The 25,351-nt window shown below is 34.5% G+C and carries 32 protein-coding genes, 7 tRNA genes and 1 pseudogene; 18 read left to right on the forward strand and 22 right to left on the reverse strand.

The genetic code is table 11. The features are described from left to right. The first annotated feature begins 13 nt into the window (after positions 1-13). The 4 genes from sufC to BFU36_RS02085 all read left to right on the forward strand — a co-directional run bounded on the left by sufC (position 14) and on the right by BFU36_RS02085 (position 3,646). A complete protein-coding gene (sufC, locus tag BFU36_RS02070; protein ID WP_069281870.1) occupies positions 14-760 on the forward strand; it encodes a Fe-S cluster assembly ATPase SufC in 747 nt (248 codons plus the stop codon). Positions 761-823: 63 nt separating this feature from the next. Continuing rightward, complete coding sequence (gene sufB, locus BFU36_RS02075) at positions 824-2,263, forward strand: Fe-S cluster assembly protein SufB (protein WP_069281872.1); 1,440 nt, start codon at positions 824-826, stop codon at positions 2,261-2,263. A 1-nt stretch (position 2,264) separates the two neighbouring features. Continuing rightward, the gene (locus BFU36_RS02080) at positions 2,265-3,419 is read left to right on the forward strand and encodes a SufD family Fe-S cluster assembly protein (protein ID WP_069281874.1); all 1,155 of its coding nucleotides are present in this window, start codon (positions 2,265-2,267) and stop codon (positions 3,417-3,419) included. Between the two features lie 83 nt (positions 3,420-3,502). Beyond that, positions 3,503-3,646: a ribbon-helix-helix protein, CopG family gene (locus BFU36_RS02085; RefSeq protein WP_083216432.1), complete on the forward strand. Its 144-nt coding sequence runs from the start codon at positions 3,503-3,505 to the stop codon at positions 3,644-3,646. Here the strand turns inward: BFU36_RS02085 and BFU36_RS02090 are convergent. Next, positions 3,628-3,720, reverse strand: a tRNA-Thr gene (locus BFU36_RS02090). The genes BFU36_RS02085 and BFU36_RS02090 overlap by 19 nt on opposite strands. A gap of 155 nt (positions 3,721-3,875) precedes the next feature. On the opposite strand from BFU36_RS02090, the gene BFU36_RS02095 reads away from it, so the two are divergent. After that, positions 3,876-3,948: transfer RNA gene (locus BFU36_RS02095), tRNA-Gln, on the forward strand. A gap of 62 nt (positions 3,949-4,010) precedes the next feature. On the opposite strand, the pseudogene BFU36_RS14175 reads toward BFU36_RS02095, so the two are convergent. Together BFU36_RS14175 and BFU36_RS02105 are read right to left on the reverse strand one after the other, a co-directional pair. Further along, a pseudogene (locus BFU36_RS14175) lies at positions 4,011-4,130 on the reverse strand (putative integrase); the annotation flags it as partial. A gap of 128 nt (positions 4,131-4,258) precedes the next feature. Beyond that, positions 4,259-4,513 carry a hypothetical protein gene (locus BFU36_RS02105; RefSeq protein WP_069281876.1) on the reverse strand — a complete coding sequence of 85 codons (255 nt, stop codon included), beginning with the start codon at positions 4,511-4,513 and terminating at the stop codon, positions 4,259-4,261. A 677-nt stretch (positions 4,514-5,190) separates the two neighbouring features. On the opposite strand from BFU36_RS02105, the gene BFU36_RS02110 reads away from it, so the two are divergent. Next, positions 5,191-5,388 carry a hypothetical protein gene (locus BFU36_RS02110; protein ID WP_069281878.1) on the forward strand — a complete coding sequence of 66 codons (198 nt, stop codon included), beginning with the start codon at positions 5,191-5,193 and terminating at the stop codon, positions 5,386-5,388. 7 nt (positions 5,389-5,395) lie between these two features. Here BFU36_RS02110 and BFU36_RS02115 read toward each other — a convergent pair. The 9 genes from BFU36_RS02115 to BFU36_RS02155 form a co-directional block, all read right to left on the reverse strand. Next, positions 5,396-5,500, reverse strand: a tRNA-Ser gene (locus BFU36_RS02115). A gap of 33 nt (positions 5,501-5,533) precedes the next feature. Further along, on the reverse strand, positions 5,534-6,439 hold the full coding sequence (speE, locus tag BFU36_RS02120) for a polyamine aminopropyltransferase (RefSeq protein ID WP_069281880.1): 906 nt from the start codon (positions 6,437-6,439) through the stop codon (positions 5,534-5,536). After that, positions 6,439-6,624, reverse strand: coding sequence for a 50S ribosomal protein L37e (locus tag BFU36_RS02125; RefSeq protein WP_069281882.1), 186 nt, complete (start codon positions 6,622-6,624; stop codon positions 6,439-6,441). Before BFU36_RS02125 ends, speE begins: the two co-directional genes overlap by 1 nt. 15 nt (positions 6,625-6,639) lie before the next feature. Beyond that, positions 6,640-6,870, reverse strand: a complete 231-nt coding sequence (locus BFU36_RS02130; protein WP_069281883.1) for an LSM domain-containing protein — start codon at positions 6,868-6,870, stop codon at positions 6,640-6,642. 58 nt (positions 6,871-6,928) lie between these two features. Then, positions 6,929-7,018, reverse strand: a tRNA-Tyr gene (locus tag BFU36_RS02135). An 821-nt stretch (positions 7,019-7,839) separates the two neighbouring features. Then, a tRNA-Glu gene (locus BFU36_RS02140) sits at positions 7,840-7,936 on the reverse strand. 29 nt (positions 7,937-7,965) lie between these two features. Further along, complete coding sequence (locus BFU36_RS02145) at positions 7,966-8,454, reverse strand: hypothetical protein (RefSeq protein WP_069281884.1); 489 nt, start codon at positions 8,452-8,454, stop codon at positions 7,966-7,968. A gap of 5 nt (positions 8,455-8,459) precedes the next feature. Further along, complete coding sequence (locus BFU36_RS02150; protein ID WP_069281885.1) at positions 8,460-9,083, reverse strand: hypothetical protein; 624 nt, start codon at positions 9,081-9,083, stop codon at positions 8,460-8,462. A 23-nt stretch (positions 9,084-9,106) separates the two neighbouring features. Beyond that, positions 9,107-10,108 carry an acryloyl-coenzyme A reductase gene (locus tag BFU36_RS02155; RefSeq protein ID WP_069281889.1) on the reverse strand — a complete coding sequence of 334 codons (1,002 nt, stop codon included), beginning with the start codon at positions 10,106-10,108 and terminating at the stop codon, positions 9,107-9,109. 588 nt (positions 10,109-10,696) lie between these two features. Between BFU36_RS02155 and BFU36_RS02160 the strand changes: the two genes are divergently transcribed. From BFU36_RS02160 to BFU36_RS02180, 5 genes are all read left to right on the forward strand, one after another. Beyond that, positions 10,697-11,905, forward strand: coding sequence for an amidase (locus tag BFU36_RS02160; RefSeq protein ID WP_069281891.1), 1,209 nt, complete (start codon positions 10,697-10,699; stop codon positions 11,903-11,905). Positions 11,906-11,974: 69 nt separating this feature from the next. Continuing rightward, positions 11,975-12,586, forward strand: a complete 612-nt coding sequence (psmB, locus tag BFU36_RS02165) for an archaeal proteasome endopeptidase complex subunit beta (protein WP_409349228.1) — start codon at positions 11,975-11,977, stop codon at positions 12,584-12,586. Positions 12,587-12,625: 39 nt separating this feature from the next. Further along, complete coding sequence (locus BFU36_RS02170) at positions 12,626-13,075, forward strand: YbhB/YbcL family Raf kinase inhibitor-like protein (protein ID WP_069281894.1); 450 nt, start codon at positions 12,626-12,628, stop codon at positions 13,073-13,075. 6 nt (positions 13,076-13,081) lie between these two features. Beyond that, the gene (locus BFU36_RS02175; RefSeq protein ID WP_069281896.1) at positions 13,082-14,071 is read left to right on the forward strand and encodes a replication factor C small subunit; all 990 of its coding nucleotides are present in this window, start codon (positions 13,082-13,084) and stop codon (positions 14,069-14,071) included. Next, positions 14,068-15,285, forward strand: a complete 1,218-nt coding sequence (locus tag BFU36_RS02180; RefSeq protein ID WP_069281898.1) for a replication factor C large subunit — start codon at positions 14,068-14,070, stop codon at positions 15,283-15,285. The genes BFU36_RS02175 and BFU36_RS02180 overlap by 4 nt, the downstream gene beginning before the upstream one ends. On the opposite strand, the gene moaC is transcribed toward BFU36_RS02180, so the two are convergent. Genes moaC through BFU36_RS02200 form a run of 4 tightly spaced genes read right to left on the reverse strand, consistent with a single transcriptional unit; the run spans position 15,282 to position 17,764 of the window. Beyond that, complete coding sequence (gene moaC, locus BFU36_RS02185; protein ID WP_069281900.1) at positions 15,282-15,734, reverse strand: cyclic pyranopterin monophosphate synthase MoaC; 453 nt, start codon at positions 15,732-15,734, stop codon at positions 15,282-15,284. The two genes, BFU36_RS02180 and moaC, sit on opposite strands and share 4 nt — an antisense overlap. Next, complete coding sequence (locus BFU36_RS02190; RefSeq protein WP_069281902.1) at positions 15,727-15,924, reverse strand: hypothetical protein; 198 nt, start codon at positions 15,922-15,924, stop codon at positions 15,727-15,729. Before BFU36_RS02190 ends, moaC begins: the two co-directional genes overlap by 8 nt. A 53-nt stretch (positions 15,925-15,977) precedes the next feature. Continuing rightward, a complete protein-coding gene (locus tag BFU36_RS02195; RefSeq protein ID WP_069284546.1) occupies positions 15,978-17,219 on the reverse strand; it encodes an ORC1-type DNA replication protein in 1,242 nt (413 codons plus the stop codon). 35 nt (positions 17,220-17,254) lie between these two features. After that, the gene (locus BFU36_RS02200) at positions 17,255-17,764 is read right to left on the reverse strand and encodes a THUMP domain-containing protein (RefSeq protein ID WP_069281904.1); all 510 of its coding nucleotides are present in this window, start codon (positions 17,762-17,764) and stop codon (positions 17,255-17,257) included. Between the two features lie 33 nt (positions 17,765-17,797). Between BFU36_RS02200 and BFU36_RS02205 the strand changes: the two genes are divergently transcribed. Both BFU36_RS02205 and mcm read left to right on the forward strand, forming a co-directional pair. Continuing rightward, entirely contained in the window at positions 17,798-18,337 is a 540-nt protein-coding gene (locus tag BFU36_RS02205; RefSeq protein ID WP_069281906.1) for a hypothetical protein, read from the forward strand. Beyond that, a complete protein-coding gene (gene mcm / locus BFU36_RS02210; RefSeq protein WP_069281907.1) occupies positions 18,324-20,384 on the forward strand; it encodes a minichromosome maintenance protein MCM in 2,061 nt (686 codons plus the stop codon). Before BFU36_RS02205 ends, mcm begins: the two co-directional genes overlap by 14 nt. Here the strand turns inward: mcm and BFU36_RS02215 are convergent. Genes BFU36_RS02215 through BFU36_RS02230 form a run of 4 tightly spaced genes read right to left on the reverse strand, consistent with a single transcriptional unit; the run spans position 20,381 to position 21,970 of the window. Beyond that, positions 20,381-20,599, reverse strand: coding sequence for a hypothetical protein (locus BFU36_RS02215; RefSeq protein ID WP_069281908.1), 219 nt, complete (start codon positions 20,597-20,599; stop codon positions 20,381-20,383). The two genes, mcm and BFU36_RS02215, sit on opposite strands and share 4 nt — an antisense overlap. A gap of 13 nt (positions 20,600-20,612) precedes the next feature. After that, the gene (locus BFU36_RS02220; protein WP_069281909.1) at positions 20,613-20,942 is read right to left on the reverse strand and encodes a hypothetical protein; all 330 of its coding nucleotides are present in this window, start codon (positions 20,940-20,942) and stop codon (positions 20,613-20,615) included. Positions 20,943-20,951: 9 nt separating this feature from the next. Beyond that, entirely contained in the window at positions 20,952-21,452 is a 501-nt protein-coding gene (locus BFU36_RS02225; protein WP_069281910.1) for a CDP-2,3-bis-(O-geranylgeranyl)-sn-glycerol synthase, read from the reverse strand. Then, the gene (locus tag BFU36_RS02230) at positions 21,443-21,970 is read right to left on the reverse strand and encodes an AAA family ATPase (protein WP_069281912.1); all 528 of its coding nucleotides are present in this window, start codon (positions 21,968-21,970) and stop codon (positions 21,443-21,445) included. The genes BFU36_RS02225 and BFU36_RS02230 overlap by 10 nt, the downstream gene beginning before the upstream one ends. Before the next feature lie 33 nt (positions 21,971-22,003). Between BFU36_RS02230 and BFU36_RS02235 the strand changes: the two genes are divergently transcribed. From BFU36_RS02235 to tmk, 3 genes are read left to right on the forward strand one after another with little or no spacing between them, the layout of a single operon-like run. Continuing rightward, on the forward strand, positions 22,004-22,537 hold the full coding sequence (locus BFU36_RS02235; protein ID WP_069281914.1) for a hypothetical protein: 534 nt from the start codon (positions 22,004-22,006) through the stop codon (positions 22,535-22,537). Continuing rightward, positions 22,534-23,619 carry a Clp1/GlmU family protein gene (locus BFU36_RS02240; protein WP_069281916.1) on the forward strand — a complete coding sequence of 362 codons (1,086 nt, stop codon included), beginning with the start codon at positions 22,534-22,536 and terminating at the stop codon, positions 23,617-23,619. Before BFU36_RS02235 ends, BFU36_RS02240 begins: the two co-directional genes overlap by 4 nt. Beyond that, a complete protein-coding gene (gene tmk / locus BFU36_RS02245) occupies positions 23,607-24,176 on the forward strand; it encodes a dTMP kinase (RefSeq protein WP_069281918.1) in 570 nt (189 codons plus the stop codon). Before BFU36_RS02240 ends, tmk begins: the two co-directional genes overlap by 13 nt. Here tmk and BFU36_RS02250 read toward each other — a convergent pair. After that, entirely contained in the window at positions 24,154-24,510 is a 357-nt protein-coding gene (locus BFU36_RS02250) for an Sjogren's syndrome/scleroderma autoantigen 1 family protein (RefSeq protein WP_069281920.1), read from the reverse strand. The genes tmk and BFU36_RS02250 overlap by 23 nt on opposite strands. A 51-nt stretch (positions 24,511-24,561) precedes the next feature. Between BFU36_RS02250 and BFU36_RS02255 the strand changes: the two genes are divergently transcribed. Together BFU36_RS02255 and BFU36_RS02260 are read left to right on the forward strand one after the other, a co-directional pair. Then, positions 24,562-24,831 carry a UPF0147 family protein gene (locus BFU36_RS02255; protein ID WP_069281922.1) on the forward strand — a complete coding sequence of 90 codons (270 nt, stop codon included), beginning with the start codon at positions 24,562-24,564 and terminating at the stop codon, positions 24,829-24,831. Between the two features lie 33 nt (positions 24,832-24,864). Beyond that, positions 24,865-24,949: transfer RNA gene (locus tag BFU36_RS02260), tRNA-Leu, on the forward strand. Between the two features lie 293 nt (positions 24,950-25,242). On the opposite strand, the gene BFU36_RS02265 is transcribed toward BFU36_RS02260, so the two are convergent. Continuing rightward, positions 25,243-25,317: transfer RNA gene (locus BFU36_RS02265), tRNA-Val, on the reverse strand. Between the last annotated feature and the right edge of the window lie 34 nt (positions 25,318-25,351).

The raw sequence follows: 25,351 nt of genomic DNA on the forward strand, positions 1-25,351 counted from the left end.
AAAGAGACATACTATGACTATTTTAAGAATTGAAGATCTACATGTAGAAGTAGAAGGAAAAGAAATTCTTAGGGGCATTAATTTAGAAGTTAAGAGCGGAGAAGTTCATGCTTTAATGGGACCTAATGGAAGTGGAAAAACGTCATTGTCATTGGCTTTGATGGGACATCCTAAGTATAAGATTACTAAAGGTAGAATATTACTCGATGGTGAAGATATAACTAATTTGGAGACGAGCGAAAAAGCGAAAAAGGGTCTATTCTTAGCCTTCCAAAATCCTATAGAGATAGCAGGAGTCAGATTATCAACACTTTTAGTTACTGAATATAACAAGGTAGGCGGTACTAGTTCCTCAGCACTAGAGGTGATAAGCAAGATAAAATCCTTAAGTAAGGAAGTAGGACTAGCGGATTCCTTGTTAAATAGAGGAGTATTTGAAGGTTTTAGCGGAGGGGAGAAAAAGAGAGTAGAGATATTACAAATGTTGTTATTAAAGCCTAAAATAGCTATTTTAGATGAACCAGATTCAGGGGTTGATGTAGACGGATTAAGAATTATTTCATATTTCATTAATAAACTGAAAGATGAGATAAATGTTGGCTATCTAATCATAACACATTATAGGAGAATATTAGACTACGTTAAAGCTGATAAGGTTCATGTATTATACAGGGGGAAAATTATAGCTGAGGGAGGAATGGAGTTAGCTAAATTGATAGATGAGAAAGGTTACGAAGCAATAATTGAGAATAATTCATAGATATTTTTTTATTAAAGATAGACTTATATTTATCTTTAACAGAGTTAAAGATAGGTTATCAAAATGACTGAAGATAAAATATCATTAGATTTAAACGAGATCATCAACGCTACCATAGATGCCAAGCATAATAGATTAACGCAGTTAGAATTTCATAGAAGAATAGTAGAGTCTGGATTGAGTAGGTCTACGATAGAAGAGATTTCTAAAATTAAGAAAGAACCGGAGTGGATGCTTAAATTAAGATTAAAGAGTTTGGAATTATTTGAGAAACTACCAACACCAAATTGGCTTCCAGATGTATTAAACAGTTTAGATATTTCCGCATTAGAACTTTATGTTAAACCTAGTGTAGAGAAGGTTCAGAATTGGGATGAGCTACCAAAAGAAATAAAGCAATATTACGACGAGTTAGGTATACCAGAAAGCGAGAAGAAGTTTTTAGGGGGTTTGGTTGCAGTTCTAGAATCAGAGCCAATATACTCAAACGTAAAAGTAGAGCTACAAAAGAAGGGCGTCATAATGCTACCGATAGATGAGGCAGTACATAAGTATCCAGATATGATGAAAGAGTACTTTATGAAGATCTTCCCAGCATCCGATCATAAATTTTCAGCACTTCATGGAGCTTTATGGAGCGGAGGAGTTTTCGTTTACGTACCTAAGAACGTCAAGATAACTACGCCAGTAGAGGGATTCTTCATTATTGGTTCAGAGCTAGAAGGACAGTTTGAACATACTTTACTAATAGCAGATGAGAATTCTTATATACACTTTATTGAAGGTTGTACAGCACCCCAATTCAAGAAATACTCATTCCATGATGGAATGGTTGAGCTTTACGCGAAAAAGAACGCTCATATTAAGTTTACTACAATTCAGAACTGGAGTAAGAATGTAATTAACTTTAACAATAAACGTGCGTGGGCAGATGAGAATTCTACCGTAGAATGGGTAGAGGGATCGTTAGGATCCAAATATAGCTTCGTTTATCCATCAACGATACTTAGGGGCAAGAATGCTTCATCAACTAGTTTAGTAGTTACAATGACCAGTGGAGAAGGAGAGTGGAAGGATAGTGGATCCAAAATGATCCACGCTGCCCCTTACACTAAAAGTAAGGTTGTTAACAAAAACATTGGATTTAATGGCGGGGTTAACGTATATAGAGGATTAATAAGAATAAGTAAGGGAGCCATACAGTCAAAGGCATTTGTTAAATGCGATTCTCTCATGCTAGATGACAAGACTAAAGCTTATACTTATCCGCACAATCAAGTTTTAGAAGAAGATGCTGACGTAGCTCATGAAGCTCATACATTTAGGATGAATGAGGATCAACTATTCTATCTAATGACTAGAGGTGTTGATGAAAAAGAAGCTACTTCAATGTTAGTATTAGGATTCATAGATGAAATAATGAAGGAGTTGCCATTTGAATATGCTACAATGTTAAATAAGGTTATAAAGTTAGAATTAGATAAGCTAGGCGCAGTGGCTTAAATTGGGAGTAGTAGAAATTGAATCTGCTAAAAGAATAATTTCTGAAAATTTTGACAGAAAAGTTGAAAGGGAAGAAGCATTTTCATTATACTTATCTAAACCATATCAAGTAATTCACGATTCACCTACCATAAAGAATTATACGGATTGGAATTCATACGAGTTATTGAATTTATCGAAAATTTCTTTGCAAAGAATTCATAGAATAGAAGAAGACAAGAATAACATCATCCAAATTAAGAATGACGATATCCAAATTAGCAAAAGTATTATTTTGGATGATGAAATTCATGATAATATAATTAGCACAGAAGAGCATAAGTTAGTAGCGTTGGCCCTATCCCTCTCTCGGCGAATGATAATAAACAGAGAAGGAGAGTTCTACATCAATCATTATATCTCTGAAGATAACTTATATTCACCGTCTCATATAGTAATAGACGCCCCTGAGAACTCCAAAATCAGAGTTATTTATGATTTAGCTAACTTAGGAAACAACTCCCTGGCTAGTCCAATTATATCGTTAAATATAGAGAAGAATGCAGAAGTGGAATTACAATTCATTAATACTTCAAGTGATAACAGTTTACTGTTTGCGTTCATAAAATCGAATATAAAGGGTAATTTAAGCTCATCAATATTTGTCAATGGTAATAGAATGGGCCACGTTCAATTTATAACTAATTTGGAAGAGGGTAGCGTGAGCAAATTTACGTCTAGAGCTTTAGGTTTGTCAGAAAATAAAATAGATGTAGTAAATAATGTAGTCCATATAGGGCAGAGAAGTGTAAGTAATGGTGTAATGAAAGCTATTGCAGCTGGTAAAGCCTTTACTGTGGTAAGGGGGGTAGCTACAATCTCTGAGTCTGCCACGAACTCCTCCACCTCAATAATAGGTAGGTCTCTAATTTTAGGTAGTGAAGCAAAATCAATTGTAGCACCTATGCTAGAAGTTAAAACTGGGAGAGTGAACATGGCTAAACACTCAGCTGCAATATCAAAGATAGATGAAAATCAAATATTTTATCTTCAAACTAGAGGTTTACCTAGAAAAGAAGCAGAAGGTTTGATCATTAGGGGATTTATAATAGAGGCTGAGGACTCTGAGTCATTAGTGAATAAAATAGAGGAGATTATAAGGAGTCTTGGTTATTAGTTTCAGTCTACTCTCTCTCTATTAACTTATTATCAAAGTTTTCTTATAATATAGTACGTGACGTATATACTTTTTGATGAAAAATGGTCAGAGTAATAACTTTCAAAGCGGAAGAGGAGCTCTTAATAAAACTGGATTTGTTTGCAGTAAATAAAAAAATGAGTAGAAGCGAAGTGATCAGGAAAGCCATAGAAAAATATTTAGAAGAAGCCGCCGGCGGGATTTGAACCCGCGACCGCCGGCTATCTTAGGCCTTCTAACTTACAAGGCCGGCGCTCTAACCAGGCTGAGCTACGGCGGCACGATTATAATATCGTTTTTGAGACATTTAAAACTTATCGCCCTATGTTTTCTCAAAACTAAATAAAGGTTACACAAAATTGTTGATAATGATTCATAAAACGGCTTTGAAGATACGTTATCAAACTTTTTAAGGTAAAAGTGTTAAATAATAATAGCCGGGTAGTCTAGCGGTCAAGGATCCAGGGCTCTGGCCCCTGGGACCCCGGTTCGAATCCGGGCCCGGCTACCTTTGTGGAAGATACCCCCCACATCCCCATTCCTAACGTAAAACTCAACAATCTTGTCTAAAGGACCAATGTAAGTTTCCCTTATCTTACCACCATCGTCCTTCTCTACACAGTAAACATAATACTTATCCCCTCTCTGACGTTTTTTATATTGCCCAGCTACAAAAACTCTATAAGCCATATGTTAACTCTGCCCCTTTCCGGTAATTAAAGCTTAAATATTTGGGGTAATTGCCCCAATCAGAGGTAGAGTTGAAAGAAGCAAAAATTCCTCGCTTAAGACAAAAATTCAATTTTATTTTTTCGCTGTCACTCCTTAACACAGACGTCTTCCTCTTCGCCAATAAAGTCGTTATAATCATGTCGCACTAAGTAAAACGCCTCCAGATCCTCTATCTCATCTTTCCCAAACCTCGACACTAACTCGCCCTTACTCATACACTTAACTTTACCTAATTCTCTGAACTCCTCAATATCTTTCCTCGACAGTGTGTAACTATACTGCCCTGCTAAACGCTCTAACTCCTCATCCTTAATCCTCCTTCTCAGTGGGGCCGATATCATCTCACGCGTTTGATTCCCTTAACGCGTCTATCAACGCTATCGTCACCTTCTCGTAATACTTTGCCATACACGGCATCTTTTCTATCGCCTCCTCCGTTAACCCCTAGAAAAAACTCCTTCTCGGAGATAACTTCGCCGTTGGGCGTATTTATAGGAACTACGCCGTTTTCTTCCTCTGCTACTCTTAACCTCCTTGCTCAGCTTTATCTTCTTGTTCCTCTTTTCCAGAACATACTCCAGAAAGATCTTGAACTTCAGAATCTCGTTTTTATATACCTCCTCCTTTTCGTCTTGACTGTCGTAAACCTCTTTACTATCTTCACAAGTTATCTAATAATGAGCTTAAGCTTGATGTTATGAGGATCATTTGATTGTTAGTGAGACTAAGAGGGTTAATGGTGAGTATTATTTAGAAATTACGAGTCTGGGCTAGTAGTATTCTTTACGCTTTAGGAGTGGTCTCCACGTTTACGTAAATGGTATTAAGCTTGAAAATTGTAATGACCTTAAAAACGTTAATAACTGAGTTTCTAGCTTAGAGAGCATCGATTGAGGCTAAGTTTTCTATTCTCTTTCGAATGATTGCCTTCAGATTTCCTCATGCAGATATGAATAAGTGAAATTGCTTAGAGATTTATCTTTAAAAATTTAATAAACTACCAAGAATAATATCAATTATGGATAAGCCAGATTTTGAGGAAACTTTATACATTGTTTCGGGTATTATATTTCTAGCAGCCTTAGGAATTGCCTTAGAGTTTATTGGTCAATATCTATTAGGAGATCTTATGGTAATTATTTCAGTATTGTGGGCTTTATTTATCTTAATATTAATGAAGTATATTGAGAAGAAGGATGACGAAAAATATGATTAAAGCTATGCGCCGGGGACGGGATTCGAACCCGTGCGCCTCAGAGAGGCAGTGGGTCCCCCTATTACGCTGGAGTTCTCGAGCCCACCCCCTTAGTCCGCTCGGGCACCCCGGCAATTATAGATTAAAAAATGATATAAAATAAACTTTATGCGGGAACATAAACAGGATTAACTTCAGTAGATATCCTATTTGTCTTCTTAAATTCCTCCAAGATATTCTTAGGCAATTTAAATGAAACTTCGTGAGAGTATCCATCGTAAAACGCTAATTTGTCGTTTATCCTCTCTTTAATTCTCTTATCTATCTCAGCGGGAGATAGAGATGAAGGATCTACTCCGCCATAAACAAACCCCCATAATCCATCAAAAGACGCCATATAAGTATATGAGGCTGAAGCAATTCTAAACACTTCCTTTATTGTATTATATATCGTAACATAAACTTCAACCGAAAATGAAGGAGAAGTAGCTTGAGTGGCAATTCCCCCACCATCTTTTAATATTCTCTTTAAACTTTCATAAAATTCCTTAGTGTATAACATGTAGGACGTAGAATCTTTAATTGGATCAGTTAAATCTAGGATAACAGCATCAAACTTCTGGCTAGTTTCTTTTACGAATTTATAACCATCTCCTATTATTAACTGCGTTCTCTTGTCCTCAAAAGCACCCTTATGCCATTCTTCTAGATATTTTTTGGCAAAATCTATTACTTTCTCATCAATATCTACCATTACTACTCTTTCCACACTCTTATACCTAAGTACTTCTCTTAAAGTAGCTCCTTCTCCTCCACCTAAAATGAGTATATCTTTAGGTTGATTTTGAAGGGATAGTAAAAGAGGATGAACTAATAACTCATGATATATGTGTTCGTCATAGACAGTAGATTGAACCTTACCATCGATTATCAGCCCCTTTCCGAATCTCTTAAATTCAACAAGCATTACATGCTGATATTCACTCTTCTCTTCAGCTAGAACTTTGTCTATTAAGTGACCATGAAACTCATATGGAGTCTGCCATTCTAATAGCCAGTGCCAACCCATCATTATACTAGCCTAACCCCGTTAACTTTCTTGTTCTGCCAATTATATCTCTTAATTTTCCTTGTTCTTCCGAATCCACAAGCGGCACAGTAATGTTTTCTAACGTTATATGAGTTCCTACCACATCTTCTACATCTTATATGCGTTGGGGTCTTATTCATTTTTCCAAAAGATGGTGTTCCTTTCATTTTTCCATTACCTCTCTACGTCGTTTGTAGTGGAGAGATTAATATTACATTATCTCCTCTTATAACTATTGTTCCTAGTTTTTTGCCGCTTCCATCGCTCTGTATTTCTTCCGAATCTGATAATACTAAATTCATGTGCTGATCATAACTTCTTAATACTCCTCTTACTTCCTTATTTCCCTTTAGCTTCACTAATACTAAATTGTTTAGTGATTCTGCTAGTACCTTGTGAGCTGTTTCTGCCAAAAAATTCCACCTATCAGAAATGAATGAATTGAGCTTTAAAAGTTAATTGGAAAAGAAGTCCCGCCGCGGGGACTTGAACCCCGGACCACCCGGTTTCTATCCCCCTATCTACAGCCGGGCGCTCTAAACCGGGCTGAGCTACGGCGGGTACACGTATTTTTAATTATCTATAAGGCATTATAAGTTTTATCCCCAACCGTCTAAATGAAAGCATATAAACTAAGGTATATCATGAGGACTTCAGTGTGTTATTAGGTTAATTTTTCACAAAATCTTTAAATGAAGATCTTCTTGATATGCAAATGTAGTAAGTGTATTAGGGATTAGCTTAAGTGCTTTTGAAGCTTCCTATTTGTTTAATTTTTCAAAGTTGTCAGCAAAACGTTGGAGCTTTTGCATTATACTCATATCTAATAATTCAAAAAGTATGAGAAGGGAATACGTTCCTAAAGATAAATTTCATAAATCAAAGTAAGGCGGTTCCAGAAGGTTTAGAACCATTAACAGTTCTCCTCCATATTTTTTCCCAAGGATTGATTAGTATTAGGGTAGTTATTATTCTATTTCCTCACTACTATAAATCACGAGGCTTTCCCTTTATCATAAATGAGAAGAGAGTGAAATTTATCATAAGAAAATTGTGTAAACTCCTCACTTTAGTTACTAAAAATTGTATTCATATTAGTACCTGAAAAAAGTATTATAATGGGTAATTTTTATTTAACTTTTTAATTCTTCTCATGATTTTTATAGTTAGAACTGTTTATAAAAATAAGCGAAAAATAACGTATTGAAATGCCTAACTTTTACGTCAATTCTAAATTCTTTAAAGAGATTAAGGGTAAGTATTATGTCTATATCATAGAGAAAGATCAAGACGGTAAGGAAAGGTAGACTTATCTAGGTCCTTTAGATAAGATCATAGAAACGTATATGGGGGTATTAGGGTGTTTTCCTATAACCTTAAAATGCCGCGGCCGGGATTTGAACCCGGGTCACGGGCTCGAGAGGCCCGCATACTTTCGGCATGCATAACCTGCACTTGACCGGGCTATACTACCGCGGCAGTTACCATAAATTAGAGGAAAAGTCATTTTAAAATTTAATGTTATTTAGTATCTCATCGATTACATCATTCAAGTTTCCTTGAAAGAATTCTGAGAAGATTATTTCATCATAAATTATATAGTATCCATATGCGTTTTTGAGTAATGAGTATTTATACCCCTTGCAAGTCTCGCAATAACCTCTTATCTCTTTTTTATTACTATTTTGAATTATACTGAATTTGACTCCATTTTTCTCCATAATTTCCGATACACTCTCTTCTCTCCTAGATAACCTCTTAGCCAAGTGAAAGAGTGCTAATTGTATTAGGTCAGTGGTCGTTATACCCTTTTCTCTTAACTTCTTCGGTATTAAGTGTTCTTTATCGGTCTCTCTCAAGACTTCCTTAACTTTTTTGTTTATTTCTCTAGCGTCAGATAGTATATTTAGGCACTGTTTTGCTAATTCATTTGCTGTTTTATAATCTCCTATCCAAGTCAATATTATAGCCCTATGCAGATTTTCTACGCAGTTCATTTGTGTCACCTAGGTCTAATGATTAGGCATATGCTATGATACTCATCGTTAAGTTTCACTACGTAAGAGACTAGTCCGAAGTGGTCGGGATATCTTACATTTTCTATTATACTTATACTTTCAATTAGTCTCTTAAGTATGTATGATCTTCTATAGCTCATAGTAGCCCTAACATTGACGAAAAGGAGTCCTCTATCGGCTCTTAAAAACTCTCTTAACTTAGGGTATTTTTCAATGTTTATTACTAAATCTGTTATCGTCTTCGTATATTTTACGTTTCTAAAAGGTAATATATCTTTTATATTTATGTCAAATTTTTGTATTAGTAAGGTATAAGCGACGCTTTCACCTATAACGCTCGAAATATCTCCGGATAGTAGTTTTCCCCATCTACCTAATCGGTATAACTCGATGATTTTCGCTATGTCGGCTGATGAGGTGAGTTTGGAGGTTAAAGCTGTGGTGATGGTAAATAATTTGTCATCCAACTCTATTTCCTCTGATGTACCTCCTATTTCGTAAGCCTCTAGAATTTCATTTGCCAGAAACTCTAAATCCTTTTCAGAGTCCGTATCAGTGTGGGGTAATAGGTCTTGTTGTATCTCTATCCATGAAATCTTAAGGTTCACAATATTTAATATAAGTAAAAAATTTAAGGTTTTAGTAAGACTTTACCTATTTTCTTCTTATCCTTTAATATCTCGTATCCTTTATCAATCTCGTCCAGTCTCACTGTCCCTGCTATAACTGGTGTTATTTTACCTTCTCCAGTCAACTTTAATGTTTCTTCCGCATCTCTCTTAGTTGCAGAAGCATGCCCAATTATTTTTATGTCTTTGAGGATGACGTATCCCAGTCTAAGTTGATAAATTTGAGATGGATCTACGTTTCCAATCTGAATTAACCTTCCTCCCATCCAAAGACTTTTCAGACTCTCATCAATAGTAGGTGTACCTACAGTATCGATTACTACGTTTATGTCATCAATTTTTTTAGCCTCATCGGAAAACTTGTTACCAACTATTACGTGGTCAGCGAATTTAGATATAATTTTAGCTTTTTCTTCAGATGTGGTAACGCCTATAACTTTAGCCCCTAATGCTTTAGCTACTTGAATTGCATGTATTCCGACTCCTCCACTAGCCCCAGTTACTAATACTGTTTCCTCTTTTTGTAAATTAGCCCTTCTTAAAGATCTATAAACCATACCGGTTACACATGGTACTAATACCGCACCTTCATCTGATACTGAGCTGCCTACCTTAACTAGGCTGTTAACCTTTATTTTGGCTTTTTCTGCAAAAAATCCATCCAGTTCTTCAGAGTAACCTAGCCTAGAGTGACAATACGCTTCTTCACCCATTTTACAATATTTACAAGTGCCATCTGGAGCGTAAAGTAATGATATTACCTTATCTCCCTCTTTAAAACCATTTACGTTTTCCCCAACTTGTTCTATAGTACCTACCACCTCATGTCCTAAAACCACTGGATATTTCATTCTGGGATAATAACCTTGTAATTGTAATAAATCCCTATAGCATAATGCAGCTCTATTTACTTTAATTAGGACTTCATCCTTACCTATTTTAGGTTCGGGGACGTCTTGTATTACATAACCTTTTCCCTTTCCTGGAACTATTACCGCCTTCATTTGATAAACCTTTTGTTTAAAAAGTATAAAAAGTATATGCACAGTTTTTCTAGTTTAGACTTTAGTAATGACAATAATATATTAATAGATACTAAAAATAACAACAATAAAAAGGACTTCCAATATTAAGTTTAAGTAATTCTTTTATTGATAGCAAGAAATTGAATAACTGCTTCCAGGCTTTATTTAGAATTTATCTTTTGACTAGCTATAAGATTTGAAGTAAAATAAGGGACAACTCCTTGAGTATGGTTAATAGTAGTAAGGTTATTAAGGTATAAATTAATTAAAGAGTGTGAATAGATCTAGTAAAATTTGACGTCATTATCACTTATCATTTACGGCTTTGACTATCCACTTTACTTTTATGACTAAGTTACCATTGACATATTTAACTGTACTTCTGATGTGAGAATTGCTAAACTGATAGTTAAACGTCACTGAGTAAAAAATAAAGATTAATTTAAGTTAGTTACCATTGAGTTATGATCAAAAGGTGAATTATGTTGTACGAGAGGAATGAATTAAAAGGTATTGATGACTTATTGTCAAACAAATTACCAGAACCACTATTCTGTGTGAGTGAAGATGAGGTTAGAAGAATTAAATTCTCGATATAATGCTTTTATTACTGTTAAGGAGATTAAAGGTAGGTCTGAGGGTAAGCTATCTGGTTTAACTTTCGGAGTCAAGGACGTAATTCTAACTAAAGATATTAGGACTACAGCTGGTTCAAAGATTTTGGAAAATTATATTCCTAGTAAAAATGCTTATATAGTGGATATTATACTACGAGAAGGAGGAGTAATTTTAGGTAAAACCAATACTCACGAGTTTGCTCTAGGTGCTACTAATACTTCAAGCATAGCTGGTCCTGCAAAAAATCCCTATGACGACCAAAGGATTAGTGGTGGGTCTAGTGGAGGTTCAGCAGTAGCGGTAGGTTTGGGTTTAGTAGATGTTGGGATAGGGACTGATACTGGAGGATCAGTTAGAGTTCCAGCCTCATTATGTGGCGTTATTGGTTTTAAGCCAACTACGGGATTAATTCCCACTGATGGTGTGATTCCGTTTAGCTGGACTTTGGATACTATTGGATTCTTGGCTAGGGATGTAGATGTTATTTATAAAGTGTTTTCTACAGTTTTGCCTAACGACAGGAAAAAGGTTGTTTTATCGAAATTAAGACGTAGACCGAGACTAGGGCTCTTCATGTTTAATGAAAATAATGAGGTCTCTAAAGTTTTATTGGAGGGTTTAGATAAAATTTCCTCTTACTTTGATCTAATAAATATTGATTTACCCTTATTGAAGGAGAATGGGAGTAAGGTGAGGAGGATCATAGGGTTAGCTGAAGCTTCCTCCTATCATAGAGATTGGCTGATTAACTATAAGGACAAATATTATTTTAGGGATACTTATTCTCTACTTGTCAATGGTCTGAACATCTCTGCTGTTGATTATATAGACTCCTTAAGGTTTAGAAGGGAGTTATTAAAGGAATATTTAAAAATATTTAAAGAAGTTGATTTTATATTATCCCCTACTACTACAATTACTGCCCCTAAAATCTCTGAGGTCATAAATAATGAGCTTAAGTTCAGAGACTCTTTGATATCTATTACTGAACTATTTAACGTAGTTGGAGCTCCTTCAATAAGTGTGCCTTTTGGTAAAATTAATGGCTTGCCAATAGGGTTAATGATTAGCGGAGAGTTGTACAAGGATGGTGATCTACTAGAGTTCTCTAAGAACTTAATGGAGATATATAATATTAAAGTGAGCGTTTCTCCTTAATTTTGTTCTTGAACATTTCTAACATCACTTTTTTATTTAAGTCTTCTGTAAGGAAATCTGGGGATGTTTTTGGAGATAAAAAATAAAATACTTAAGGGTACAACGACTGTTGGTATAAGGGTAAAGGACGGTGTAGTGCTAGCTGCAGATAGAAGGGCAAGTGCAGGGTTCTTTGTGGCAAATAAAATGGTTAGGAAGGTACTATATATAACGGACAAGATAGGTATAACAACAGCAGGTAGTGTAGCTGATTTACAATTTATATACGATGTATTAAAGAATATATATCATTATAATTCGATAACTAGATATGGTCCAGTTTCTGTGAAAGGCATTGCGACTAGGCTTGCTAATATCTTATCAGCTACTAAGTATTTTCCATATTTAGTTCAAATATTAATTGGAGGTTACGATGATCAACCAAGATTATATAATCTGGATTACTTAGGGGATATCACTGAAGAACAGTATGTGGCTACGGGCTCTGGTTCTCCAGTCGCTATGGGTGTTTTAGAGGATGAGTATGATGAGAGTATGAGTTTAGACAAGGCTGTAGATTTAGCTAAAAGGGCAGTATTCTCTGCTATAAAAAGGGATTCCTTTACTGGGACTGGCGTTATTGTGACAAAGATTAATAGTGTTGGACATGAAGAGTATGAGTTTTACCTTAAGAAGATATAGATGACTTTTATTTACTAGTTGAGGCTAATATATATCTTGATGATAGTTAGAACGAGTTCTTTTAAGGTTGAAGACCTTATACCATCCAAATATACATGTGATGGAGAGGATTTGTCACCGACCTTAGAATGGGATGCTGTACCAAGCGCTAAAAGTTATGCCGTTATTGTAGAGGATCCTGATGCACCCGGCGGGACTTTTATTCACTGGGTCATTTATAATATACCAACTAATAAATTGCCAGAAGGAGTTCCTAAGGTGTATAAGTCAGAATTTGGTATACAAGGCGTAAATGATTTTGGTAGGGTTGGATATAATGGTCCTTGTCCTCCTAAAGCTCACCCACCACATAGATACTACTTTTACGTATATGCATTAGATACTATTTTAAAGGAAGTGAAGAACGTTGATGCTAATGAGTTAAAGTCGTTAATGAAGGGTCATGAAATAGATAAAGGTTATGTTATGGGTAAATATAAGAGAAAGTGATGCTAAATGTCTGGGAAAGTAGAAGAAGTCTTATGGGCTGAAAAGTACAGACCAAGAAGTTTGGATGATATTGTAAATCAGAAGGAAATTGTAGAAAGGTTAAAAAAATTCGTGAAAGAAAAAAACATGCCTCATTTGCTGTTCGCCGGACCTCCCGGTACTGGAAAGACTACTGCAGCTTTAGCTCTGGTTCATGATCTATATGGCGAAAGTTATGTTGAGTACTTTTTAGAGCTTAACGCAAGCGATGAAAGAGGTATTGATGTAATAAGGAATAAAGTTAAGGAGTTCGCTAGAACTGTTGCTCCAACTAATGTGCCTTTTAAAGTTGTTTTGCTAGACGAAGCGGACAATATGACCGCTGACGCACAACAAGCGCTGAGGAGAACTATGGAATTATACACTGAAAGTACTAGGTTCATTCTAGCTTGTAATTATCTTAGTAAAATAATAGAACCTATCCAATCGAGAACAGCGTTATTTAGATTTTATCCGTTAAAGAGAGAAGACATAGTAAGCAGATTAGCGTATATTTTAAAGAACGAGAAAGTAGAATATGATCAGAAGGCTTTAGACACAATATATGATATAACTATGGGCGATATGAGGAAGAGTATAAACATATTACAAGCTGCTTCAGCTTATGGTAAGGTAACTGTAGACTCAGTGTACAAAGTTTTAGGACTAGCTCAGCCTAAAGAAATAAGAGAGATGCTGAATTTAGCACTTCAAGGAAAGTTTATGCAAGCTAGAGAAAAGTTAAAAACTTTGCTAGTGGTTCATGGGCTTTCGGGAGAGGATATAATAAAGCAAATCCATAGAGAGCTAACTTCGTCAGATCTTCAAATATCTGATGAGCTGAGAGTACTTTTATTAGATTATATAGGTGAGGCTGAATTTAGGATAATTGAAGGAGCTGATGATGAAATTCAATTATCAGCCACCTTGGCTAAAATAGCAATATATGGTAATAAATATTTGGGAGATAATAAATGATTCAGTGGTTTCTGAAATATAGGCCAAAATCTTTAGATGAGGTGGAAAATCAAGACGAAGCTAAAAAGGAGTTAAAGTCATGGATAGATTCATGGTTGAAGGGCAAACCAGATGCCAAAGCTGTGTTGCTTTACGGGCCACCTGGAGTAGGTAAAACGACTATTGCTGAAGCTCTAGCACATGATTATAAGCTAGAAATGTTAGAGATGAACGCTAGTGACTCCAGAAGACTACAGGATATAAAAAATATAGCAGAAAAAGCTGCTATCTACGGAAGTATTTTTGGGACTAAAGGAAAATTAATTCTATTGGACGAGATAGATGGTATAAATTTAAGAGAGGATATGGGGGCCATTCAAGGTATTTTAGAATTAATTGAGAACACTAAATATCCAATAGTAATGACTGCCAACGATCCTTGGAATCAATCGCTTAGAGAGCTTAGAAATAAAGTAAAGATGATTAGCTTAAATAAGCTAGGGAAATATCCATTGAGAAGAATACTTAAGAAGATATGTCAATCAGAGAAGATTAATTGTGATGATGAAGCTTTAGACTACATTATTGATACTAGCGAGGGTGATGCAAGATATGCGATTAACATGCTACAAGGTATAGCAGAAGGATATGGGAAGATAACGTTAGATTTAGTTAAATCTTTAGCGAGAAGGAAAGAGAGAGAACTTGACCCGTTTGAGACGTTAAGGGATATATTTTGGGCACGCTATGCTTGGCAAGCTAAGAGTGCTGCTACTAGTTCTCAAGTGGATTACGATATGTTGTTAAGATGGGTATCTGAAAATATTCCGATACAATACGAAAATATTGAGGATATATGGAGGGCTTATGATTCCTTATCTAAAGCTTCGATTTTCTTAAAGAGAGCTAAGGCTGGAGATTGGGATTTGTTATCTTATGCATATGATATGATGAGTTCTGGAGTTGCATTAGCCGAGATCGAAAAAAAGAAACCAAATTGGAAGCCTAAATGGAAAAAATATCAGTTCCCCTCTTATATACAACAACTGTTTAAGAGTAAAGAAATTAGAGATTTAAGAGATGAGATCATAAAAAAGATTAGCGTACATTCTTCTTATGATAAAACGATAAACGATACATTTCCATATTTCCTTTTATTTTACAAAAAGTATGAAAAACAACTTAAATTTAGTCCAAAAGAGAAGGAGTACATAGAGTCTTTAAATAAATCTTAATATGGTTTCTTTTCCTTATTTGTTACTTTAATTTCCTTTATTTCAGTAAATGGATATTTTCCTATATCGTCTTTTTCATATTTCTTTACCATATCCCATATAGTAAGTAGGGCTACTGAGGTTGCTACTAATGCCTCCATTTCTACGCCAGTCTTGTAATGTGCTAAAACTTTTGATTTAACTCTTACCCCCTCATTCTCTATATCGATTTCAACATCTATTTTCTCTAGTGGTATAGGGTGACATAGTGGTATTAACTCATGGGTTCTTTTTGCAGCTAATATCCCAGCGGTTTTTGATACTGTAATTACATCGCCTTTCTCTATTTGATTTTTCCTTATTTTTTCTATTGTCTCATGTCTTAGCTTTATAAATCCTTCAGCTTCAGCTTCCCTTAATACTACTTCTTTGCTTGAAATATCTATCATACTAACTTTTTGTTCACTCATCTTTATACAATTCTTCGAGCAAGTTTATTAAAACTAATATTTTAGGGTTAGAATAATTGATTTTTATAATCTTAGCTCTTTGATCGCTTCCTATAATTTCAATCACCTCTATTTTTTCTAAATCTTCTAGTTCTTTTTTTAGCTTATTATAATGTAATCCACTGAGTCTATACAGTTTAGTTATGTTCATGTCACCATATTTTACTAATAGATATATTATTTTTAATTTATGTTTATCAAAAATTAAATTTTCGATTGTAATTTCACCATTATTTGTTGTGTTATGAAATCATCTAACCTTTTATCTAAAGGTAATGATAACGAGACTAGCGTAGTTCGTCCTCTCATTCCCTTTCCACTCTGTCTAGTATTTATTATTCCTATCACTTTTAGCTTTCTTAAATACTCATAAACTTGGGTATGTTTTCTAGGCTCCTCACTTAGTTCTTTACATAACTCTATGTATTCATTTTCAAGATTACCTATATTTATTTCATCAACCCTATTTTTATTTAATATTCTAATTAGTGCTTTCAGAAGTATTAGCTGGTGAAGTTCCAGATAACTTAAACTATCTAAAATTTGCTGTACCTCGGGGTTTATTGTTGAATTTGCCTTCTTTGCGTGATCAAGAAGGACAATTGGAGATCCTTCCTTCTCAGCTATTTCTGCCGCTAGCCCTAAAGTCTCTATCGCTATTCTAGCATTTCCATTTCCACCTTTATCAAATCCATAAGTGTTTGATATGTATTGTAAGGCTTCCTCGTCAACTGTATTTTCATTAAATGCTTCTTCTATTCTTGCCTTTAAAATATCGTATAGTTCAGATGCTTTATAAGGTGGAAATTCAATTACTCTTCTAAGTATATGGTCTCTTATACTTTTATCTAAGCTAGAGAGTGTATGTGTATCATTAACGATGAATACATAACTTATTCTCTTTACTATAGCAGAGATCTCATCATATAGTCTGACTAAGAAATATATCTCATCGTTTGATACAGTGTTTAAGAAATAGCTAAACTCATCTAACGTCACAATCACGTGAATATTTCTTTTATCTAAGTATTCATGAATTACCTTAAATACTTCTTGAGAGGAAAGTCCCCTTAATGGTATAGGAAGTTTTAGTGCATTTGCTATTTCTTGGCTTATCAGATACAATGTTCTATGCCTATAGCAGTTTATGTGAACGTACTTTACTCTTACTCCAAACTCTTTCTCAGCTATTTCTTCAAAATTCTTTCCAAATGATTTAACTGTGGCAGTCTTTCCAGTTCCAGTTCTGCCTACTATTACAACTCTTTCTGAATCTTTAATGTCCTCTATCAGTAAGTTTTTGAATATGAATCCTAATTCTCTTATCTTATCTTCTCTATGAGGTAGGCTATTAGGAACGTAATCTGGTGATAGTTTATCTTTATGTTTTATTATGACTGTTGGCGTACGCAATGTATCGGATAAGATGTCTTTAGTTGATACCAATACTTTCACCCTAATCTAAAATATGTGGTATTACCTTATATTTTGTTTGAGAGAGTTAGCCGAAACTTTTCTTGCCCCTTCCTCAAAAAGGATATTCCACAAAAATCTTTTAACGCATTAACATAAATTATTATTTCAGGATTTTTAAAATCTACTTGCCAAAAATTCTTTAGTCCAATGCCAATTGCAATTTCTATTGTTTTACAGTTTATATTAGAGTTTCTGTTAATACATCTAACATAAAACTTCTTTAAATCATTAAAGTTCTGTCTTATATAATTTATAGTTTTTTCTACTAAATCTTTCTCCAATGGTTTTGTAATTAATTGAAAAGGGAAGATTTTTTCTGCACATGAGGGTGGATGAGAAATTAACAGCCCATAAATAGTTAATGGGTCTAATAGTGAACTAATCAGTAAAACGTTTTTAGTATATTCTATAACTTTAGCGTTAGGGTCTTTAATTAGTAACCTATTTAAAATCTCTGGTATACACTTAATAGCTTTTCCAGTCTTTGTAGTTATTAAGCATTTTATCTCCTCCATCTATTTAAAGTAAAAAGCTAAAGATAATAAAATGTGATCGGAGTTAGGCTCAAAGCAATTAGAAGATTAACTAGGGTATATAAACATAAAGTCATGGTCCTTGAAGACTGGAACGGTAGCTCAATTACCTTAAGCGGTTTGCAACTAATTAAAGGTAGTCAAGATGAATTACCTTATTGGCTAGCATCTGTGCTTGAGAGAAAAAATATAGTGAAAATTGAGGATGAGGTATCTGTAGAAGACCTAGGCAGAATATTATTTCAAGAAAAACAGAGTGCGAATACGTCAGCTTCCCTAGTACCACTTAGTAGAGATTTCTTCTTTAAAGTAAAATCGTATATTGATATTCTTAATAAAGAGAGTAGTATTGATAATGTTGATAAAATTAGAAAAGCTAAAAATATACTTAATGAAATATATAAGATACGGTCTAGGAAGGTGATGCAATTAGCTTTTCTTGAGATAGAAGATCAAAATTTGATCAATAATATGACAGAAGAAGAGCTTTTAATCTATAATACGATAAGACAACTTATCAAGGAACTGTATGGTGATATAATTGGAAATACCTAGGCAAGAAGCTGACTATAGAGACCTTTTTATTGAATTTCTGACAACGTATAAGGATGAGAAGGGAAAAATAAAATATAAAGATAAAATAAATGAAATGATAGCATATAGAAGGAAAAGTATAGTAATAAATTTCTCTGACATACTGTCGTTTAATGAGAAAATAGCTGAAGAAATTATAAATAATACTAAAACCGTAATTCCTATTCTTGAAAACGCCCTGTATGACTATATTTCTCAATTAGATCCTACCTATCAGAGAGATATTGATAAAGTTCACGTAAGGATAATTAATATTCCTAGGGTTTTTGAGCTTAGAAAAATAAGAAGCTCGGAGATAAATAAGTTAATTAGTGTAGAAGGAATTTTAGTAAAGGTAACACCGGTAAAGGAGAGAGTATATAAGGCAATTTTTAAGCATATTCACCCTGACTGTATGGCAGAGTTTGAGTGGCCAGAAGAGGGAGAAATGCCAGAGATCGTTGAAATGCCAAGTATATGTCCTAGATGCGGTAAGTTGGGTCAATTCAGATTAGTCCCGGACAAAACTAGGTTTGTAGATTGGCAAAAGGCTGTTTTACAAGAAAGACCTGAGGATTTACCCTCTGGTCAGTTACCAAGGCAATTAGAAATTATTTTAGAAGATGATTTAGTCGACTCAGCTAGACCCGGTGATAGGGTTAAGGTTAGTGGAATACTGGAGATAAAGCAAGATTCGTTAGTTAAAAGAGGTAGTAAGTCAATATTTGATGTATTTATGAAGGTAAACAGTATAGAAGTTTCTCAAAAAGTTCTTGATGAAGTAATCATATCTGAGGAAGATGAAGAAAAAATAAAAGAATTGTCAAAAGATCCGTGGATAAGGGATAGGATAATTGCGTCAATTGCACCATCAATTTATGGACACTGGGAGATAAAGGAAGCTTTAGCTTTAGCGTTATTTGGTGGAGTTCCTAAGAATAATCCCGATACTCGTATCAGAGGAGATATACATGTTTTAGTGATAGGAGACCCCGGTACTGCTAAGTCACAAATGCTACAATTTGTTGCTAAAGTAGCCCCTAGAGCGGTCTATACAACGGGTAAAGGATCTACCGCAGCTGGTTTAACTGCAGCAGTAGTAAGAGAGAAAGGTACTGGAGAGTATTATCTTGAGGCTGGAGCTCTAGTGCTAGCAGATGGCGGAGTTGCGGTAATAGACGAGATAGACAAAATGAGGGAGGAAGATAGAGTTGCAATTCATGAAGCGATGGAACAACAAACGGTCTCTATAGCTAAAGCTGGAATAATTGCTAAGTTAAACGCGAGAGCTTCTGTGATAGCGGCTGGAAATCCTAAGTTAGGTAGATATATTTCTGGAAGACCAGTATCAGATAATATTAATCTCCCCCCGACGATCTTATCCAGATTTGATCTAATATTTATATTAAAAGATCAGCCCAGTGAACAAGATAAGGAATTAGCAAATTACATAGTGGATGTTCATTCAGGCAAAGTTTCTAGAAATATTATAGAAATGGACTTATTAAAGAAATATATTGCATACGCTAGAAAATATGTTAGTCCAAAGATTACTGAGGAAGCTAAAAAATTGATTGTTGACTTTTTCGTGGAGATGAGGAAAAAAAGTATGGATAGCCCGGATAGTCCAATATTAATTACTCCTAGACAGTTAGAATCCTTAATAAGGCTCAGTGAGGCTTATGCTAAAATGGCACTTAAGCCTATTGTTACTAAAGAAGACGCCGAAAGGGCTATAAACATTATGAGGTTATTCCTAGAGAGTGTGGGAGTTGATATCGAGAGCGGTAAAATTGATATAGATACTATTATGACTGGGAAACCTAAGAGTGCCAGAGAAAAGATGATGAAGATTCTGGAGATAATAGATTCTTTAGCTGGTAGTAATGATTGTGCTAAAGTCAAAGACGTAGAGAAGGAGGCACAGCAAATTGGTATAGATAAATCTACAGTAGAAAAATTGATTATAGATATGAGAAAAAGTGGTATAATATATGAATCAAAGCCCGAGTGTTATAAAAAAGTTTAGACCAATTTCTTATATACTGGAAGAGGTGTCCACATAATCCACGCTGGCACAGTTTTTATCAATTCGTAAGCTTCTTCCCAACCAGACAGTCCTATTCTCTTAGCTAACTCTTCTAGAGTTATTTGCGTCCTTACATATTCATTAAGAATTGCTACGATATCATCATTGATCTCTACTTCTCTCCCTGACGATAATTTTACTTTTATTGGCTCCATAAGAGTTAGAATGCTAAATCCCAAATATAGATTTTACTGTATTGAAACCGTAGATACTCCATACAACTAAGACTAATATAATTAAGGATATTAGAATAGTCATAGCACCTAAATTATATTCATTTCTATCAATGAAGTATATTCCAAGTAAAAGAAAAATTACTACCAATATTCCTAAGGCTAAATAACCTGCTGTATTTAAAGCTTGCCCATTATTTAATGGGGATATATAATAGGGAAAGGCAATCACTCCTAAAATTCCTACTATCATTATGAGAATTAAAATAATGATTACATAACTGTTTATAACCTCGTTGTAAAGTTTACTAGATCTTTTCGGCATAGATAATACTCACCAAGGAACACTTTTAATTTTTAGTAAATAAGCAATTCGGTTAGTACTCGTGTGTAATAGAAAGGTTAGCAAGCAAATAAAAACAAATTGATACCAATATAAATTAACATGAAATAGCAGTAAGGTTAGTGTTGAAGTTAAAATAAAATCTAATTGATCTAATCCTACTGCTTTCCCCCCTCTTGGTATTCCTAATCTTCTCTTTATGAACGCGCCTAACATATCTCCTACTAATGCAGAAAAGGACTCAACAAAAGAAATAAGAATCCAATCAAATGACAATAATTTGGAAATAATTAAACCCGTAGTAGTGCCGAAAGTTAAACCAATAATTAATCCTTCGAAAGTTTTCCCATCTCCTAATATTCTTCTCTTATCAAAGAAACTCTTTCCTAGATCGACCGGCGTTCCTTTCTTAATAAATGGCGCACTTCCATTTGCAGTTAGGGCTGGCAAATAATATATTATGCTTATTAATAATTGTAATATTAAAGACATCCGACTACACCTTTATCGGTTATCTTAAACTTGCATCTCCTTAAATAACCTATAATATATTGTTTAGTTAACCTTAATACATCATCAGATAATTTTCTCATTAATTTTTCTCCTGCTACTCTGTTGCTAGAAGAAGACTGCCAGAGAAGCAAAACTCTGGAACAAGATTTTGAAATTGATCTTAACACTACAAGATTTCTCAATAATTCTAAAGGATCATGATTAATTCTATATAAAGAATTAATAGTATCCACTATTATCAGTCTTGGTTTATATTCAATAGCCCTAAGTATTGCATTTTGTAGTTCATAGTTGTTATTTACAGAGGCAAAATATACTCCCTCACCTACTCTGATTTTCTCTAGTCTTGCCTCATAATTGGTTCCCTCAGTGGATATAAACACTGAAGGTCTAAGTTTTAACGCGACTTCTAAAGCCAAAGCAGTCTTCCCAACACCAGCCTCCCCATATATCGAAACCAACTTGCCCCTTTCAAATATGAAAGATAAGATATCCAAAGTTTAAATCTCCTAATAATGCTATAACTATATGTGAAAATAAAAAATGTATCAATAACTACTGATTCACCAAAAATATATAGAGAATTCTTAAGCGAGTTAAAAAAACGTAACGTGAAGCTTAGCGAGAAAGGAGAGGTTAACATTACAGTAAATAATGTTAGAACAAAGGAAGATTTCCTCAAGGCATTAGGAAAGATTATAGCGTTATCAAGGGGAAAAGAGGAGTTCAATGAGTTACTTATAGGTATAGATACTAACTCTTCTTATCTTAGCATAGCTGTAATACTTGATGGAGAAGTAATAGAATGTCATAAAGCCCCTAATATTTCCTCATTAATCAAACTATTAAGCGAAGTATTACTAATTTACCCAGCAAGAAGAAAAATAATTGGTGTTGGAGTGGGTAATAGTTATGGTAGGGATGTTTATGAAATACTTTGCAAAATTTTTGACAACGTAAAATATGTCGATGAGAAACATACGAATTTGAAAACTCATTTTAATCAACTGAGCGATAGAGACTTGAGAGCAGCTTATAGTATAGCATTAAGGGCTTCATCATGAAAAAGGAAATATTGATTGAAGGTCCTTGTGATATAAAGGTGACTGAAGGAGAAATCAGAATAGTTGGGATAAGATTTGAAAGAAATAATTTAGTTAAAATACCAGAATCTAAGACATATACACTAATTTTTGATGAGAACACGAAGTTCGAAATGAACTGTAAAGTATTAAATACTGATTTGTCTCTCAATTGGGATGAAGTAGCAGAACAAATAAGCCAGACAGGTGGTTCAGTTCTACTCTTAGGGGATATAGATTCTGGAAAAACATATTTTACTAATCTAATTTCCAATTTATCTGTCCCTTTTATCAAAATAATTGATGCCGATGTAGGACAGTCTTCACTATTTTTGCCAACGTTCGTATCATCAGCTACCCCAACAGTGACTTCTCTTGATATCGAATATTACAAGTACAATGATTTAGAATTTTTTGGGGACATAACTCCTTCTACTAATCCTCGTCTACACGTTTCCAAGATTTTAAGAATTTATGAAAAAGAACCGCACCAGAAGATTACTGTTATAGATACTGATGGATGGATCCATGGATTAAAAGCAATGCTACATAAATTTGAATTAATCTATTCAATTGATCCAGATTATATAATAACATTTGATACGAGAATTAGAGATATACTGCCTCTAAATTATAGGAATAGAGTAAAAATATTAAATAAGGTTGGTCTTCATAAAGATAAAAACAGGAGGAAAATAAGTAGAGTATTGAAGTATAAGAGATATTTTGAAAGCGATGCAAAATTAGTTACATTATCTTCAGAAGATATTATAGGCATATCGTTATCAGATATTTTGTACAATAGTTGGGGAGAGTATTTACAGTTATCAGTTGAAAGTCCTTGTTTAGGATACTATATAGATTCTGAAACATTAAAAGGAGCCTTAGTAGGTATTATAGATAGGGGAAGAGTTATAGGAGCTGCTATCCTAAGGGAGATAAGTGGTAATTATATTAAGTTACTTACTAAAGCAGACAAATTTAGCGGGGTAATATTAGGGTATATAAGCCTAAATCATAAATTTGAAGAAAGAAGAATTAGGTTTAGGAAATGCGAAAAATAATTGCGATAGAGGGTATAGACGGCTCTGGAAAGACTACGTTATCTAATATGCTAAAGGATTATCTTACACTTAAAAAGGGTTTAAGGGTTATAGTAACAAGAGAGCCGTTTTCTGAAGAAATAATAAACCTTATAGAAAAATTAGGTTGGAAAGACCCTATTACACTAACATTATTATTTGCTGCAGACAGAGCAATCCATATCAACTGGTTATCTAAGCAAGACGCTGATGTGTTTATTCTTGATAGATATTATTTTTCAAGCATTGCATACCAAGGAGCTTTAAGCGGAGATGAAGATTGGATTAAAGTGGTGAATTCTAAATTTCCTAAACCAGATATAGGGATACTTCTAGATTTACCAGTTGAAATAGCTTTATCAAGAATAATTAAAAACGACAAATTTAATTTTAACGAAAAGATCTCTAGTTTATCTAAGGTCAGAGAAAAGTATTTAGAATTAGCAAAAGAATATGGACTTTATGTTATTGATGCAACTAGAGAGAAAGAAAAAATACTACAAGATGTAATACATATTATAGAGAATCATTTGCTCTAAGTTTCTTTAACCTTTCCAACGCGTCTAGATACCTTATAATCTGCAAAAGGCTTTCAGAATCTGATGGGTCTTCTTTAACTTTCTTCGCATTAGAGTATAGTCCACTAATCAGTATACTCTCTATCTCCTCTAACTCAAGTTTCTTTTTTACTGACTTCTCTTCTTCTTCGTTCTTGACAACATACACTTTACCGTGTGTCGGGCAAACTATATCACCATTTTTTAATCTAAACAACGGCATTTTACATAATGGACAAGCTTCTTCTAGCATAGTGGCGCCTTGCCTTAATAAATCGGCAGCTCTTTTCACTCCCTCTTCCGTCTGATTTGTCATAAATAAATCTTAAACTCTCTACTATTAAAAGTAAATATGGGGTGATAAGAGATTTCGATGCCTTACGACAATGAGGCTAAGATAAAACAAGCAGTAATTTTATTACAAAAAATTGTTAATGATACCAGTGTGCCAAGAAATATTAGAAGAGCTGCAACGGATGCAATACGAAATTTGCAGGATTCAGCTTTGAGTCCAGCAGTTAGGGCAGCAAACGCTATCGGTATTCTCGAGGATATTAGTCAAGATCCTAATATGCCTACCCACGCAAGGATATCAATATGGAATGTTGTTTCAATTTTAGAGACAGTTAAGGACTAGTTTTTTAAATAGATATGTTCTAAATTATAGTGTGCGGGGGTGCCCGAGCTAGGTCAAAGGGGGCAGGCTTAGGCCCTGCTGGCGAAGGCCTGCACGGGTTCAAATCCCGTCCCCCGCATCTTTTTCCCTATAGAGCATTGCATCTAGCTCAATCCAATTATTCCTAGCAAAGTAGCATACTTGTTGAAATATCTCTTAGTCTAATGAATTAAGCATAGCCGGAGATAGTATGTATCATAAGCATACAGATTAAACCATATAGAGACTAAGTAATGATCGGATTACGTTTACGCGTTAAAGAACAAGAACTAAAACGCAAAAGAAGGGAGGTTTAACTAACCCTTTAGTTGATGTTAACAAAAATTAGATAAATTTAAAAAGCGAGAAGCAGGAGCAAGTAAGATAACCACATGGGCCCGCTGGGATTTGAACCCAGGACCTCCGCCTCGTAAGGGCGGCGTCCTAACCAGGCTAGACGACGGGCCCTTATGAATAATCTATAATCTTAACTCTTTAAAAA

Source organism: Sulfolobus sp. A20 (assembly GCF_001719125.1).
Classification (GTDB): domain Archaea; phylum Thermoproteota; class Thermoprotei_A; order Sulfolobales; family Sulfolobaceae; genus Saccharolobus.

Coding starts and splice junctions, on each gene's coding strand:
- BFU36_RS02200 (WP_069281904.1), bottom strand. CDS start 17,764: ATGGAGGAGATAAAATGCTTAATAACTACAAAGACTGGAAAAGCTATT.
- BFU36_RS02175 (WP_069281896.1), top strand. CDS start 13,082: ATGTCTGGGAAAGTAGAAGAAGTCTTATGGGCTGAAAAGTACAGACCA.
- BFU36_RS02160 (WP_069281891.1), top strand. CDS start 10,697: ATGAGGTTAGAAGAATTAAATTCTCGATATAATGCTTTTATTACTGTT.
- BFU36_RS02225 (WP_069281910.1), bottom strand. CDS start 21,452: ATGTCTTTAATATTACAATTATTAATAAGCATAATATATTATTTGCCA.
- tmk (WP_069281918.1), top strand. CDS start 23,607: ATGCGAAAAATAATTGCGATAGAGGGTATAGACGGCTCTGGAAAGACT.
- BFU36_RS02155 (WP_069281889.1), bottom strand. CDS start 10,108: ATGAAGGCGGTAATAGTTCCAGGAAAGGGAAAAGGTTATGTAATACAA.
- BFU36_RS02125 (WP_069281882.1), bottom strand. CDS start 6,624: ATGAAAGGAACACCATCTTTTGGAAAAATGAATAAGACCCCAACGCAT.
- BFU36_RS02180 (WP_069281898.1), top strand. CDS start 14,068: ATGATTCAGTGGTTTCTGAAATATAGGCCAAAATCTTTAGATGAGGTG.
- BFU36_RS02240 (WP_069281916.1), top strand. CDS start 22,534: ATGAAAAAGGAAATATTGATTGAAGGTCCTTGTGATATAAAGGTGACT.
- speE (WP_069281880.1), bottom strand. CDS start 6,439: ATGATGGGTTGGCACTGGCTATTAGAATGGCAGACTCCATATGAGTTT.
- BFU36_RS02250 (WP_069281920.1), bottom strand. CDS start 24,510: ATGACAAATCAGACGGAAGAGGGAGTGAAAAGAGCTGCCGATTTATTA.
- moaC (WP_069281900.1), bottom strand. CDS start 15,734: ATGAGTGAACAAAAAGTTAGTATGATAGATATTTCAAGCAAAGAAGTA.
- BFU36_RS02145 (WP_069281884.1), bottom strand. CDS start 8,454: ATGAACTGCGTAGAAAATCTGCATAGGGCTATAATATTGACTTGGATA.
- BFU36_RS02170 (WP_069281894.1), top strand. CDS start 12,626: ATGATAGTTAGAACGAGTTCTTTTAAGGTTGAAGACCTTATACCATCC.
- BFU36_RS02215 (WP_069281908.1), bottom strand. CDS start 20,599: ATGGAGCCAATAAAAGTAAAATTATCGTCAGGGAGAGAAGTAGAGATC.
- BFU36_RS02190 (WP_069281902.1), bottom strand. CDS start 15,924: ATGAACATAACTAAACTGTATAGACTCAGTGGATTACATTATAATAAG.
- BFU36_RS02085 (WP_083216432.1), top strand. CDS start 3,503: ATGGTCAGAGTAATAACTTTCAAAGCGGAAGAGGAGCTCTTAATAAAA.
- sufB (WP_069281872.1), top strand. CDS start 824: ATGACTGAAGATAAAATATCATTAGATTTAAACGAGATCATCAACGCT.
- BFU36_RS02220 (WP_069281909.1), bottom strand. CDS start 20,942: ATGCCGAAAAGATCTAGTAAACTTTACAACGAGGTTATAAACAGTTAT.
- BFU36_RS02110 (WP_069281878.1), top strand. CDS start 5,191: ATGGATAAGCCAGATTTTGAGGAAACTTTATACATTGTTTCGGGTATT.
- sufC (WP_069281870.1), top strand. CDS start 14: ATGACTATTTTAAGAATTGAAGATCTACATGTAGAAGTAGAAGGAAAA.
- BFU36_RS02105 (WP_069281876.1), bottom strand. CDS start 4,513: ATGATATCGGCCCCACTGAGAAGGAGGATTAAGGATGAGGAGTTAGAG.